Raw genomic sequence first — 14,399 nt, forward strand, 5'->3', positions numbered from 1 at the left:
TAGGTTAAGAAAAAAAATAGAGTAGAAAATGACTTTCTACTCTATTTTGGATACTTTTTTTATTTCGTTCAATGCAGACTATATCCTAGTAGTGATCTACATAATGGTCATTAGGTGCATAGTCTGCTTCCATTGCTGCTTGATAATCCATCTTTTCTTTTTTGCCCAATCGCTTGCCGATTTTGTCAAAAATAGAGTAGATGATAGGAACAATTACTAAAGTAAGTAGTAAAGAAGAGAGTAGTCCCCCAATAATTACTACAGCTAATCCGTTGTTCATTTCTGCTCCTGCACCATTAGCGAGTGCAATGGGCACCATTCCGATAACCATGGCAATGGTTGTCATTAAAATAGGACGCAAACGCGCGTGGTTGGCTGCAATTAAAGCATCGTGTACACTATCCCCAGCTTCTACGCGGTGATTGGCGAAATCCACCAATAAAATGGCGTTCTTACAAACCAGACCAATTAGCATGATAATCCCCAAAATGGTAAAAATATTCAAGGAAATATTGGCAATAGCCAAAGCTAGTAACGCTCCAATGAAGGATAAAGGTACAGAGAAAATAACGATGAAAGGTTTAGAGAAACTATCGTATAGCGCAACCATAACGAGGTAAACCAAAATAATAGCAGCTAACAAGGCAATTCCCAATGTTCCGAAACCTTCTTCCTGATCTTCCATCGTACCTGTCCATTGATATTTTACGCCAGGCTTTAAGGTTAGCTGATCAAATTTAGGCAACCAATCGTTGGCAATATCCCCTGGGGAACGACCAATGGTTTGCGATTTGATGGTTACGGATGGACTCTTATCTCGACGTTCTAAAATGGAAGGCCCCGAACTATAGCTAACCGTAGCAAATTGTTCTAATTTCACATCTTGACCGTTGTTGCTCTTGAAATTGATGGTTTTGACATCGTCAATGGTAGTACGCGCATATTCTTGAAAGCGAATATTGATGTCGTATTCATATTCTCCTGCTCGGTATTTACCGTCTGTGTTTCCGTTAAATGCAGTTTGCATGGTCATCCCTACGGTGTACATGTCCAAGCCAAGCGCTGCCATTTTATCGCGATCTACCTGTACATTAATCTCTGGACTACCCGTTTCTGTGGTTAATTTGGTTTCCATCGTACCAGGAATCTCGTCTAACAAAGCTTTAGCTTGAATGGCAAATTCCATGGCGTCATCTAAATTGGACCCCGTAATTGTTAAGGCTAAAGGAGCTTCTTCTGCTCCAATTAAACCCACAGGAACGGTTTTTACTTTAACGCCTACCATGAGCGGAGCTAGTTCCTTTTTCAATTTTGCCGCATAGACGAAGGAACTTTCACTACGCTGTTTTTTATCGGTTAAAATCACGTGAATCTCCGACTTGTATTTGGTGGCTTGACTTCCTCCATAGCCTTCAGACGATTGTCCTACGGTCGTAATCATATCCACTACTTCGGGTTTAGTGCGCAAAAAGGCTTCTGCTTTTTGGGTCATGCGATTGGTTTGTTGTACAGAAGCGTCTTTATCTAATTCCAATTGAACTAAGAACTCCCCTTTATCTGTTTTAGGGAAGAATTCCCCTCCTACATACCCCAACGAAGGAAGGGCTAAGGATCCAAAGAATGCCATGGCAACAATAACCAACACGATGATGGTATTTTTTGTTGAATTTAAGGACCAAACGAGTAAACCAGAAATACTGTGCGTAAAAGAGGTTAATCCTTTTTCAAAACCATGTAAGATTTTTCCAAAGAAAGAAGTCGGTTGAATGACCTCTATTTTTCCATAACGAGAGAATAGCCAAGGGACAATGGTAAAAGAAACCAATAAAGACAACATAGTGGCAATAATGACGGTAACACAGAACTGTTTAATGATGTTAGGAACTAAGCCCGATGACATCGCAATCGGCAAGAATACCACAACAATCACCAAGGTAATGGCAGTAACTGTAAAACCAATTTCCTTTGCTCCATCGAAAGAGGCACGTACTTTGTTTTTTCCCATTTCCATGTGACGGTGAATATTTTCAATAACCACAATGGCATCATCCACTAAAATACCTACCACCAACGAAAGGGCAAGTAAACTCAATAAGTTTAAGGAATATCCCAACAGGTAAATTCCAATAAAAGTGGCCACTAAAGACAGCGGAATCGCTACCATTACAATCAAGGCATTTCGGAAACTGTGTAAGAAAAACAGCATGACAAAAGCCACTAATACAATGGCCAAAAACAAGTCAAACATTACAGCATTAGCAGCTTCTAGCGTAAATTGAGAAGAGTCATTGGCTGTTTTGATATTCAATTGGATATCAGCATAGTTTTTTTCCACTTCAGCGATGGAATGCTGTGTCAATTCGCTCACGGTTACCGCATTGGCATCCGATTGTTTGATTACTTGCATTAAAATGGTCGATTGCTGATTCAAACGCGCAATTTTCTCTACCTCTTTAATACCATCTTGTACATCAGCAATGTCGCTCAGACGGATGTCAATACCGCCTTGTGAAGCGATAACTAAGTTTCGCATTTCTTCGATATTCTTGTATTTACCTGCCAAGCGAATCAGCGTTTGCTTGTCTCCTGATTTAACACTTCCAGTAGGGAAGTCTAAATTGGAGCTCAGAACAGCTTGTTGTACATAGGGTACGCTTAAGCCATACGCTTCTATTTTCTTAGGGTCAAGCAAAACTTGAATCTCGCGTTCTTCACCACCGATAAGCTCTACTTTGGCTACTCCGGCCACACGAGAAAAAATCGGTTGGATCTTTTTATCTAATAAATCGTATAGTTCCTTTTCCGTTAAGTTACTCGTTACACTCAAGGTCATAATCGGTAAATCACTTAGCGAATACTTCTGTAAAGAAGGTGGATCTACATCTTTGGGTAAATCTTTAAGAATGGCGTTAATCTTACGCTGCGCATCGTTCAACGATAAATCTACATTGGCTTCAGACGTCAAGTAAATCATCACCGTAGATAAACTCTCGAAAGATAACGCTTCTACTTTTTTTACATTTTCTAAGGACGCTACGGCGTCTTCTATTTTCTTGGTTACTGTGTTTTCTATTTCTGAAGGCGAAGCTCCTGGATATACAGTAGCGACTGTAATCACGTTTACTTCAAATTTCGGAATTAACTCGTAACTCAGATTTTTATAACTAAATATACCTCCGAGAAGTAGTGCAATAAAGAGCACAATAATAAGGCTCGGACGCTTGATGGATATTTCGGCTATTTTCATATGTCAATCCTATTCTTTCGGCTGTTATTTAATAATCGTTACAGGGGCTTGATCTGTGAGGTTAATTTGCCCAGAAGTAATCACAGTTTCTCCTTCTTTTAATCCGTCGAGGATTTCCACAAAGTCACCCAGGTTTCGTCCTGAAACTACCTGGGTAGCTACAGCTTTGTTGTCAATCACACGGTAGATTAAATTGGAACTTACGCTGCCTACAAAAGCATTGCGGGGAACGAGAAGTAAGGGAGTATCTTGGTTTTGATCGGCATCAAAATAAGCGGATCCATACATGCCTGCTCGTAATTTATTGTCCTTGTTGTTTGTCAATAGTAAGTCAACGGGATAGTTTAAAGCAGCATCAGCCTTTGGTGCAATAAAAGTAACTTTTCCCTCAAAGTGATCATTGGGAAAAACACTGGCTTTTACTTCAATGAGATCTCCTTCTTTGAGGTTGGCCACGTGACTTTCATCTACATTGACTCTTAATTTTAACTGATTGACGTTGACTAAATCAAAAATAGGCGCTCCTGGAGCCACAAAACTTCCTTGTTCGACGTGTTTTTTGTTGATAATTCCGTCAATTGGAGCTTTGATATGTGCATCTCCAGCAGTAATCTGAGCTGATTTTAAATTCGCTTCTGCGTTTTGTAGCATCAACTTGACTTGGTCTAGTTGCTGTTTGGTTACCCCACCCGTGGTATAAGCACTTTCAAAACGCGATGCATCTGCTTTGGCCGTTGCATAAGCAGCTTCAGCATTGCGTACTTGTACGTTAATTTGGTCGCTATTGACTAAGGCTAAAACTTGGCCTTTGCGTACGGAAGCCCCTTCGTCAACGACTAGTTTAACTACGCGTCCTGGAGTTTCAGCTGCTAGGGTTACTTCTTGATAGGGCACAAAGTTCCCATTGGCTTTGTAGGTAGCATCTACCACACGTACTGTCGCTTGTTCTACGCGAACTGTAACGGTTGCATCTTGCTCAGCCACAATAGCTGTTTCCGCATCATTATTGGTTTTGTTGCGGTTTAATATGTAAATCGTCCCTCCCGCTAAGGCCACTAGGACTAAGGCTGTTATTATTTTTTTCATGGTGTAGTTGTTTGATATTTAGTCGAGTAAGGTTTTTAATGCTCCTTGTGATTTGATGATCTGAATTTCGGCTAGTTTAAAATCCAGCAAAGCCGTTGTAAAATTGTTTTCCGCTTCCGTATAGGCATTTTCTGCATTCAATAAATCAGTCAAAGTAGCTAAACCATGTTTGTAATTGTTTTGCATATTGGTCAAAATACTGCGCGCTAGATCTACATTTTCTCGCTGAATATTGATGCTAATCAAAGCATTGGATATCGATTGTTGTGCATTGGCAAAATCTAGAGCTAAAGCTTGTTTGGTGTCTTCCATCTGTACGCCAATTTTATCCAGATCAATTTTCGCTTGTCTTACTCTAGCTCTTGTTTCAAAACCATTAAAAATGGGAAGCTTTAATGATATTCCTACTGCTGAGGCACTGGTCCAAAAGACCCCATCACTAGGTTTGTTACCCCATGGAAATTTATCTCCCATTCCCTGATAGCCAAATGTACCAAAGGCCGCTAGAGAAGGGTAGTAATCCGCTTGAATAGATTTGAGCTTATAGCCTAACAGCTCTTTTTGTTTTTCCAGTAAATAGATTTCTGTTCTTTCCTCTATTTTTTGCTCTGCTAATACCGCACTTTCGTCAACGGTAAAGGTGTTTTCTGGCAGTTGAATTGCTGTTTGTAAGTCCATCCCCATGAAAAACTTTAGCGCATTTTCTTGCAAATCAACGGCATTGATGATTTGCTGACGATTGGCTTTTAAATTGCTCAAACTTACTTTGGTACGGTCCAAATCAATTTGAGTAGCTAAGCCATTGCGGTGTAAGTCCTCGATAATGTCTTTGATGCGCGTGGTGCTGCCAATGGTTGTCTCTAAGGTTTTTAGCATGGCTTTGGCTTGAAACACTTGATAGTAGGTAGAAGCCACTTTCTCTATGATTTGCTCATCGGTTAATTCTTTGTTGATGATGTAGAATTCCTTAGCCGAGCGCGCTGCTTTTAACCCCATAAATACGGCTTGATTGAATAGGATTTGGGAAGCCGTTGCTGTCACTTGAGAATTCCACTTGAGGTTAAACGGAATCATTTGTGTTTGTCCTCCTAAGGTTAACGGCATCTCTTGAATCTTAACATTGTTGGCAATATTTGCCTCTACGTTAAGATGAGGTAGTGCATTAGCTTTGACTTCTTGGATTTGATAGTCACTGTTGGTGACATCCAAAGCCGCTTGTCTGGCTTCTGCTTTGTGTTCCAAGGCATAATTTAGCGCTTCTTGTAAGGTCAAAGGCTCTTGAGCCCATACACTACAAGAAAGGAATAGACTGCATACGGTTAAGAAGGTCTTAGTCATGTTTGATGCTTTCTTTTAATTCTAAGTATTGTTTCAATCCTTTGTCTGTGGTGATGCTGCGCATGTGATGCTCCAAGTGTAAAGCATGTAGCTGCATATGGGTATATTCATCTGGCTCAAAATAATCGTGATCATCCAGTAAAACTACCGAAGCAATATGCAATCGTGCGGTGAATTCTACATCGAGATTAGAGCGGTAAACCCCCTCTTTAATTCCCTTTTCTAAATTGCGTTCAATGATACCCACATACTTTTTCTTGTGAAAAATCTTTTGCTTTTGCGCTATCTTAGGATAATACTTGTTTAGTTGGTACAAACAAACCGACGTTTCAATAGCAAAAACCTCATTCATATTGTTATGAGCCGCTATAATTTCCGCTACGGCAGGTCGGTTTTGAGCAATTACAATCTCCAGTGATTTTAAAAACTTCTCATTGATGTAAACCAAACTTTTTTCAATTAGTTCCGGTTTGGAAGCATAGTGTTGGTAAATTGTTTTTTTGGATATCGATAATTCGGCTGCGATATCGTCCATCGTAATGCTTTTAAATCCTTGGGATAAAAACAAGTGAGTAGCTTTTTCTAATATTAAAGTTTCCATGTATCTCTTTTTATTCGGGCAAATATAGACAGGAAACTTATTCGGTTTAAAAGTTTCCTATTAATTATGAAAACTTTAACTAGTTTGAAAGTTTCCAGGGAAAAAATAGAAAAAACTAGCCCGCAGATAAAGGTGAGAAACAGAAGGGAGAAAGGAGGATTGGAAATGGGAGATTGGAGAAAGTATAGATCCTGTTTTGCTGTTGTTTTTCTAGAAAAACTAGTGGATAAGTAATCTATTTTTAGGATATTTGCCGCAGTTAAAAGGTAGAATAGCGCAGAGAAACGAAAAGTCTTTAAAAAACGCGTATTTTTACCAAAATTTTTTTGAAGATGCAGTCAATAGCAATGTACAAAGAACAGATCGCGGATTATCTAAATTCCATTCAATTAGATGGTCAACCCCTAGAACTTTATGAACCTATTTCGTATATTCTTTCTTTAGGAGGAAAACAAATCAGACCGGTTTTAACGTTAATGGCAGCGGATGTTTTTAATGAAGATCCTAAAAAAGCTATTTATGCCGCAACAGCGATTGAGTTATTTCACAACTTTTCTTTGATGCATGACGATATCATGGATGATGCCTCTTTGCGAAGAGGACACCAAACCGTGCACGAAAAATGGGATGTCAATACCGCAATCCTTTCAGGAGATGCCATGTTGATTTTAGCGTATCAATACTTTGAACACTATGAACCTGCTATTTTTAGAGATTTAGCCAAGTTGTTTAGCAAAACAGCTATTCAAGTTTGTGAAGGACAACAATACGATATTTGTTTCGAAGATCGTTCCGATGTACAGATTGATCAATACATTAAAATGATTGAGTATAAAACTGCAGTTCTAGTTGCAGCAGCATTGAAAATGGGAGCGATTGTCGCTCAAACAACCGCAGAGAACGGCGACCAGATTTATAACTTTGGTTTGAATTTGGGCATTGCCTTTCAATTACTAGACGATCATTTGGATGCCTTTGGTGATGAAGCAACCTTTGGGAAGCGCATTGGAGGGGATATCTTAGAAAATAAAAAAACATTCTTATACCTCAAAGCGTTAGAACAAGCAAATTCAGCACAAAAAGAAGAATTGACAACGTTTTATGCTACCGTAGAAACCCTAGACGAAGAGCAAAAAATCAATCGTGTAAAGCAACTATTTGTAGAAACAGGATCTCAACAAGCGTCGTTGCAATTAATCGAACAGTACACTGAGGAAGCGTTGAAGATAGTAGAGGTTTTAGCGATTGATGAACATAAGAAAGAGGTGCTTCGCGTTTTCAGCAAGGAATTAATGAACAGACAAATGTAAATATGCCATGGAAGTAGCCGTTACTTATCTAGAAAATCAACTGAGAGAACAGCAACCTTTGTTTGAATTACTCGTTCAGCAAGTGGAGCGCGATTTTAGAATGAGTGTAGATGAGGACGTAACCTTTCCCGTTTCAACACCCCTTGAATTCGTACAACAAATTCAAGAACAGTTGGAAGTCATCGCTTCTCGTACGCCTGCCAAATTATCCATGTTGTTGTATCGCATTGATGTGGCAGAAAAGGACATTCGAGCGCTGGAAGAGGGCGATGTATTTAATTACTTTCAACAGCTGACTTACCTGATTGTTAAACGGGAGTTTCAAAAGGTGTACTTCCGTACTACTTTAGCAAATGAACAATAAGACACATAGCATACAAAAAGAGCCGATTTGTACAATCGGCTCTTTTTTTGTATCTTATCCAAACTGGGTTGATTAGAAATAAACGCGAATAAACGGCATAAAAGCACTTCCGTACACCATATCTTTTTCTCGATATAAAACATTGTATCGAATTCCAACCGTTGCAGGGCCACTGCTGTATCCTGCACCTAAGAATAAAGCGGTATTCCAGAAGTTGGCATCCAACTTGTGTAAATCCTCCTTATAGGTATAGGTGTTGTTGACGCGCAATTGCTCCAATTCAATGGATAGCTGCAATTGAGGGATGGGATTAGAAAGGGCGATTAAACTTCCTCCATAAATCCAAGATTGGTATTCCTTTACACTACTATAGTAAAAGGAGCGATTTTTGCTGTTGATGTAGCTTCCTTGTAACCCTACACCGAGGTTCAAATAGGGGTTCACTTCGTACAGTGCACTAGGGGCTAACATCACATCCGTGTATCCGCTACCAAAGCCCAAACCGAAGCCTCCTCCGAATCTCCATTTTTTGACAGAATCGTAATTTTCGGACTGATTTCGGTTTTGTTGTGCAAAAAGTGAAAAATTGGACAATAAAAAAAATGAAAAAATGAATAAAACACTCATTTTTTTGACATAAAATCTTCTCATAGCTGTTTTATGAAATTGTTGTGAGATAAAAATAAGAAAAAGTTTATACTTTTGTAATCAAAGAGTTGTATTTTTGTATATATAATATTTAATCAATAGGTCTTTAGACGAAAATTATGGATAGATTTTCCTTTTTAAACGCGGCACACACTGCATTTTTTGCAGATTTGTATGATCAATATTTAGAAAATCCAGATAGCGTAGAACCAAGTTGGAGAGCTTTCTTTCAAGGTTTCGATTTTGCAAACGAATTTAATGACGGAACAACAGAAAAAGTAACGTATGTTTCAGCACCAACAACAGGTTCAAATACAGGTAATTCGGCGGATACAAGCCAAATCACAAAGGAGTTAGCGGTATTGAAATTAATCGATAGCTACAGGACTTACGGACACTTATTGACGAAAACAAACCCGCTTAGAGAAAGAAGAGTCGTTCACCCCGATTTAAGCCTAGAGAAATTCGGTTTAACACAAGCGGATTTACAGACCAAATTTGATGCTGCCAAAGCCATTCAATTACCGACCTCTACCTTAGCACAAATCATCGCTCAACTAGAGAAAATCTACTGTGCTACTTTAGGTATCGAATTTAAATATATCACAGATGAAAAAGAAGTGAATTGGATCCAAGATCACTTCGAAATCCCAGAAGCAAAATTTAATGCAGAAGAGAAAAAAGAAATCTTACACAAGTTAATTGAAGCGGTTTCTTTTGAAAACTTCTTGAATACAAAATATGTAGGACAAAAACGTTTTTCTTTAGAGGGACTTGAAGCTGCGATTCCAGCGATGGACTTCTTAATCGAATCTGCCGCTGAAAAAGGAGTAGAAGAAATTGTAGTAGGGATGGCACACCGTGGACGTTTGAATGTGTTAGCCAACGTATTCAAAAAACCGACGCAAGAAATTTTCTCTGAATTTGACGGAAAAGATTATGATACAGTAGAAGGATTTGACGGAGACGTTAAATACCACTTGGGCTTGAGTTCCATGAGAAAAACACGCGCAGGAAAAGATATTCACGTAAACTTAGCACCAAACCCTTCTCACTTAGAAACTGTAGGTGCAGTTATTGAAGGAATTGCTCGTGCAAAACAAGATACCGTATACACCAATCAACCGGCTAAAGTATTGCCAATCGCTTTACACGGGGATGCCGCAATTTCTGGACAGGGAATTGTATACGAAATCGTGCAAATGGCACAACTAAGAGGATATAAAACGGAAGGAACAATCCATATTGTATTAAACAACCAAGTTGGATTTACAACAAATTACGCAGATGGTCGTTCTTCTACGTATTCAACGGATATTGCTAAAGTAACGGCCTCTCCCGTTTTACACGTGAATGCAGATGATACAGAAGCTGCTGTACGCGCTTTCTTATTTGCTTTAGAATACCGTATGACCTTTGGAAGAGATGTATTCATCGATTTAGTGGGATACCGTAAATATGGACATAACGAAGGGGATGAACCAAAATTCACACAACCTTTATTATATAAATTAATTGCGAAACATCCGAACGCAAGAAATATCTATAACGCTAGATTGTTAGAAGATAAAATTGTCGATGAGAGCTTCGTGAAAGACTTGGAACAACAATATAAAGAGGTATTAGAACAAGATTTGCAAATGTCTCGTGAAAATGAGTTTGCTAAAATCAGAACGTTCATGCATGAAAACTGGAAGAACTTCCGCGTGGTAGATGAAAAAGCAATGGTTGTGGATTATGATACGAAAGTATCGAAACAAGTATTGACGGATATCGCTGAGGTAATTACAGCGCTTCCAGAAGATAAAAAATTCATCAGCAAAGTAAAACGTCTAATCGGAGATCGTCAGGCGATGTTCTTTGAAAATGACAAGTTAGACTGGGCGATGGGTGAATTATTGGCGTACGGATCATTGATTACAGAAGGATATGATGTGCGTATGTCAGGGCAAGACGTAGAGCGTGGTACATTCTCTCACCGTCATGCGGTAGTAAAAACAGAAGACACAGAGGAGTCAATCATCTTATTGAATCAGTTGAAAGACCAAAAAGGACAAATGAGAATCTATAACTCTTTATTGTCTGAGTATGCCGTTCTAGGATTTGAATATGGATATGCTTTGACTAATCCAAATACCTTGACGATTTGGGAAGCACAATTTGGAGATTTCTCTAATGGAGCTCAAATCATGATGGACCAATATATTTCTGCTGCAGAAGATAAATGGAACAGCCAAAATGGGCTAGTGATGTTATTGCCTCACGGATACGAAAACCAAGGGGCTGAACACTCTTCCGCTCGTTTAGAGCGTTACTTACAATTGTGTTCCGAACACAATATGTATGTGGCGAACTGTACAACACCAGCGAACTTCTTCCACTTGATGCGCAGACAAATGGTAACAGATTTCAGAAAACCGTTAATCGTAATGTCACCGAAGAGTTTGTTGAGACATCCACAAGCGACTTCGACTATCAGCGACTTGACCGATGGAAAATTCCAATATGTTATTGATGATGCAGGTGTGGATAAAGCAAAAGTGAAATCATTAGTTTTTGTTTCTGGTAAGTTCTACTATGATTTAGTAGCAAAACGCGAAGAATTAGGAAGAGAGGATATTGCTTTTGTGCGTATTGAACAATTGTTCCCTTTACCAGTAGAGCAAATTAAAGCGGTTATCGCGGCGTATCCAAATGCAGATGATTTCGTATGGGCACAAGAAGAACCTAAGAATATGGGGGCTTATGGCTATATGTTGATGAACTTTGAAGAGAAGCCTTTGCGTTATGCAGGAAATAAAGCGTATAGTGCGCCAGCTTCAGGTAGTTCAACGCGTTCGAAAAAACGTTTCGCTTACGCGGTAGAAAAAGTTTTTAATAAGAACTTATAATAAAAAAAGAGTATTTTTACATAACAATATTTAATTAAAGAATATACGATGAGCATCTTAGAAATGAAAGTTCCTTCACCAGGTGAATCAATTACAGAGGTTGAAATTGCAACTTGGTTGGTAAAAGATGGAGACTATGTTGAAAAAGACCAAGCAATTGCTGAGGTTGATTCAGATAAAGCAACATTAGAATTGCCTGCTGAAGCAAGTGGAATCATTACTTTAAAAGCAGAAGAAGGTGACGCAGTGGCTGTAGGTCAAGTAGTTTGTTTAATCGATACTAGTGCTGCAAAACCAGCAGGAGGTTCTTCTACTGAGGCTAAGCCTGCGGCTGAAGCCCCAAAAGCTGAGGCTCCAAAAGCAGAACCAGTACAAGCACCTGCAGCGGCAACATACGCAACAGGAACAGCTTCTCCAGCTGCTAAAAAGATACTAGATGAGAAAAACATTGACGCTGCTACTGTTTCTGGAACAGGAAAAGATGGTAGAATCACGAAAGAAGATGCTTTAAACGCGAAACATTCGATGGGAACTCCAACAGGAGGACCAAGAGGGGAAGAGCGCAAAAAAATGTCTATGTTACGTCGTAAAGTAGCGGAGCGTTTGGTTGAAGCTAAAAATACAACAGCGATGTTAACTACGTTTAACGAGGTGAACTTAACAAACGTAAACAAGCTAAGAAGCGAATATAAAGACGCTTTCAAAGCAAAACACGGGGTTGGATTAGGTTTCATGTCGTTCTTTACGAAAGCGGTTACTCGCGCTTTAGAATTATACCCAGACGTAAACTCAATGATTGACGGACAAGAGCAAATTAAATATGACTTCTGTGATATTTCAATTGCAGTATCTGGACCAAAAGGATTGATGGTGCCTGTTGTTCGCAACGCTGAATTATTATCTTTCCGTGGGGTAGAAGCTGAAATTAAACGTTTAGCGACAAGAGCACGTGATGGACAAATTACAGTGGATGAGATGACAGGTGGTACATTTACAATCACAAATGGTGGGGTATTCGGATCGATGTTATCTACGCCAATTATCAACCCTCCACAATCGGGAATTTTGGGAATGCACAACATCATCGAGCGCCCAATCGCAGTAAATGGAAAAGTGGAAATCCACCCAATGATGTACGTAGCGTTGTCGTATGATCACCGTATCATCGACGGACGTGAATCAGTTGGTTTCTTAGTAGCTGTGAAAGAAGCATTAGAAAACCCAACAGAATTATTGATGGATAACAATCCTAAAAAAGCTTTAGAACTTTAATATAAAAAAAAGCAACTCGAAAGGGTTGCTTTTTTTTTGTTCAATCTTTTGTTCTTTGGCATTTGATAAAACCATCAGTAGCCAAAAGCATTTTTTTTGGAAAAGGAAGAAATCGTCAACCGTCAATTGTCAAGGTAAACTGTCAACCGTCAACCGTCAACAAAATAACGTATCTTTGTGCCTTAAAACAAGTAAACCATGTCGAAAGAAACAAAAAAGGGAATATTTAAGGGTATCATTGAAAAGGATGAGCAGGGTAATTATTTCTGTGGCCCTTATTTATTGGATTACCAATATACAGAAGCACAGTTTAAATTAGGTGATTTGGTGAGTATCAAATCGGTGATTGCGAATCCAAGTGGGAAAAGTAGAACAGCTTACCCCATGAAATCGATGAAGTTTTTCTTAGCGGATGAAGAATAAATAGCTGTATTTAAGTGAAAGACTATAAAGAAATTGAGGAGATAATGGGTAATTATCTCCTTTTTTATGTCTTTATAGTAGGGCTGCAAAGAAATGAAATGAGAGGAGCGAATTTACTGCTGATTTATTTTGTTAACTGCTGGTATTGCCCTACATTACCATTCCATTAGAGTGCTGTATCTCTTGCAAGAAATAGATACAGAAAGAAACTCAAGTATTTAATTCACACAAGTATATGCGCAGCTATTATGCTATTTTAGAAGTGAATCCCACTGCTAGTTCAAACGAAATTAAACAAGCATTTCGACGGTTGTCTAAGCTGTATCATCCCGATATGAATCAAGGGAATACAACGCATCAAAACAAGTTGTTTGAAGTGATTAAAGCGTATGAGGTGCTGGGAAATGAAGTAGAACGAAAAGCTTATGACTTGACGTTGTATCAATCAACTTCTACCTCTTCTAGTGCACAAACAACCAGAAAAGCTAAACCAACAGCAGATTATTATAAACCCGAAGTGGTGAATTTTAGTTGTAATCAGACGTATTTTTTTATGGGAGATTGGATTGAAATTAGTTGGGAATGCAAACAAGCAGATATGATTCGAATTTATCCCTTGGGCTATATGGACGAATTAAGGGGTAAAGTTATGTATCGCGTCAAAGAATTAGATGCGAAGTACTTGTCTTTTGAATTGACAGCGACCAATAAGTATAGTGCACATGTGGAAAAGCGAAGTATTCACTTGAATAATGGCGTGTATATGAATTTCACAGAAGCTAATTTGCAAGATCAGGTGAATTATGCAAATCCTCACCATTGGAGTATAGGATTTTTAGCTCCTTTAGGGAGAAGTTCAAGAAAGGATTACGGCTTGCGTGTAGCCTTTCTAGGAAGTCTATTTTTAAGTGCTTATTTTTATGCTCCTTATTTTGAAGTTGAAGGAACCTATTCTTTTATTTGTACTGCATTAATTTATGTCTTGATTATTTGTTCTGCTAGACGCCTTCACGATGTTAATCGACATGGGATACTTGCTTTACTTTTATTGATTCCGTTATTAAATATTGCAGTGTTGCTTATCTTACTTTTACTAAAAGGAGAAGATTTACCCAATAAGCACGGCCGGAAACCTAAGTTCTAGTTGTATTAAGTAGCGATTGATTTTCCTTTGTTTTTTAAAGGAACTCGTGAGAGTGTAACGTTTTTTTTAGCTTAT

11 protein-coding genes are annotated in these 14,399 nt (G+C 38.7%); 6 read left to right on the top strand and 5 right to left on the bottom strand.

Features of this window, described 5'->3' with window-relative positions:
• Positions 1-85 precede the first annotated feature (85 nt).
• The 4 genes from ACLJX0_RS03560 to ACLJX0_RS03575 are packed head-to-tail and all read right to left on the bottom strand — an operon-like array spanning position 86 to position 6,272.
• Positions 86-3,247, bottom strand: a complete 3,162-nt coding sequence (locus ACLJX0_RS03560) for an efflux RND transporter permease subunit (protein ID WP_410878500.1) — start codon at positions 3,245-3,247, stop codon at positions 86-88.
• 24 nt (positions 3,248-3,271) lie between these two features.
• Positions 3,272-4,333: an efflux RND transporter periplasmic adaptor subunit gene (locus ACLJX0_RS03565; protein ID WP_410878502.1), complete on the bottom strand. Its 1,062-nt coding sequence runs from the start codon at positions 4,331-4,333 to the stop codon at positions 3,272-3,274.
• 18 nt (positions 4,334-4,351) lie between these two features.
• Positions 4,352-5,671 carry a TolC family protein gene (locus ACLJX0_RS03570; protein WP_410878504.1) on the bottom strand — a complete coding sequence of 440 codons (1,320 nt, stop codon included), beginning with the start codon at positions 5,669-5,671 and terminating at the stop codon, positions 4,352-4,354.
• The gene (locus ACLJX0_RS03575; protein WP_410878506.1) at positions 5,664-6,272 is read right to left on the bottom strand and encodes a TetR/AcrR family transcriptional regulator; all 609 of its coding nucleotides are present in this window, start codon (positions 6,270-6,272) and stop codon (positions 5,664-5,666) included. Before ACLJX0_RS03575 ends, ACLJX0_RS03570 begins: the two co-directional genes overlap by 8 nt.
• Before the next feature lie 332 nt (positions 6,273-6,604).
• Between ACLJX0_RS03575 and ACLJX0_RS03580 the strand changes: the two genes are divergently transcribed.
• Together ACLJX0_RS03580 and ACLJX0_RS03585 are read left to right on the top strand one after the other, a co-directional pair.
• A complete protein-coding gene (locus ACLJX0_RS03580; RefSeq protein WP_410878508.1) occupies positions 6,605-7,582 on the top strand; it encodes a polyprenyl synthetase family protein in 978 nt (325 codons plus the stop codon).
• A gap of 7 nt (positions 7,583-7,589) precedes the next feature.
• Complete coding sequence (locus ACLJX0_RS03585) at positions 7,590-7,946, top strand: hypothetical protein (RefSeq protein ID WP_410878510.1); 357 nt, start codon at positions 7,590-7,592, stop codon at positions 7,944-7,946.
• 72 nt (positions 7,947-8,018) lie between these two features.
• Here ACLJX0_RS03585 and ACLJX0_RS03590 read toward each other — a convergent pair whose 3' ends face one another.
• On the bottom strand, positions 8,019-8,597 hold the full coding sequence (locus ACLJX0_RS03590; RefSeq protein ID WP_410878512.1) for a hypothetical protein: 579 nt from the start codon (positions 8,595-8,597) through the stop codon (positions 8,019-8,021).
• Positions 8,598-8,713: 116 nt separating this feature from the next.
• Here ACLJX0_RS03590 and ACLJX0_RS03595 point away from each other — a divergent pair, with 116 nt between their 5' ends.
• From ACLJX0_RS03595 to ACLJX0_RS03610, 4 genes are all read left to right on the top strand, one after another.
• Positions 8,714-11,485: a 2-oxoglutarate dehydrogenase E1 component gene (locus ACLJX0_RS03595; RefSeq protein WP_410878514.1), complete on the top strand. Its 2,772-nt coding sequence runs from the start codon at positions 8,714-8,716 to the stop codon at positions 11,483-11,485.
• Between the two features lie 48 nt (positions 11,486-11,533).
• Positions 11,534-12,757 carry a 2-oxoglutarate dehydrogenase complex dihydrolipoyllysine-residue succinyltransferase gene (gene odhB / locus ACLJX0_RS03600; protein ID WP_410878516.1) on the top strand — a complete coding sequence of 408 codons (1,224 nt, stop codon included), beginning with the start codon at positions 11,534-11,536 and terminating at the stop codon, positions 12,755-12,757.
• 198 nt (positions 12,758-12,955) lie between these two features.
• Entirely contained in the window at positions 12,956-13,180 is a 225-nt protein-coding gene (locus tag ACLJX0_RS03605) for a hypothetical protein (protein WP_410878518.1), read from the top strand.
• A gap of 235 nt (positions 13,181-13,415) precedes the next feature.
• Positions 13,416-14,324, top strand: coding sequence for a DnaJ domain-containing protein (locus tag ACLJX0_RS03610; RefSeq protein WP_410878520.1), 909 nt, complete (start codon positions 13,416-13,418; stop codon positions 14,322-14,324).
• Positions 14,325-14,399 lie beyond the last annotated feature (75 nt).

The sequence above is a fragment of the Myroides sp. DW712 genome (assembly GCF_046557355.1).
GTDB lineage: Bacteria > Bacteroidota > Bacteroidia > Flavobacteriales > Flavobacteriaceae > Flavobacterium.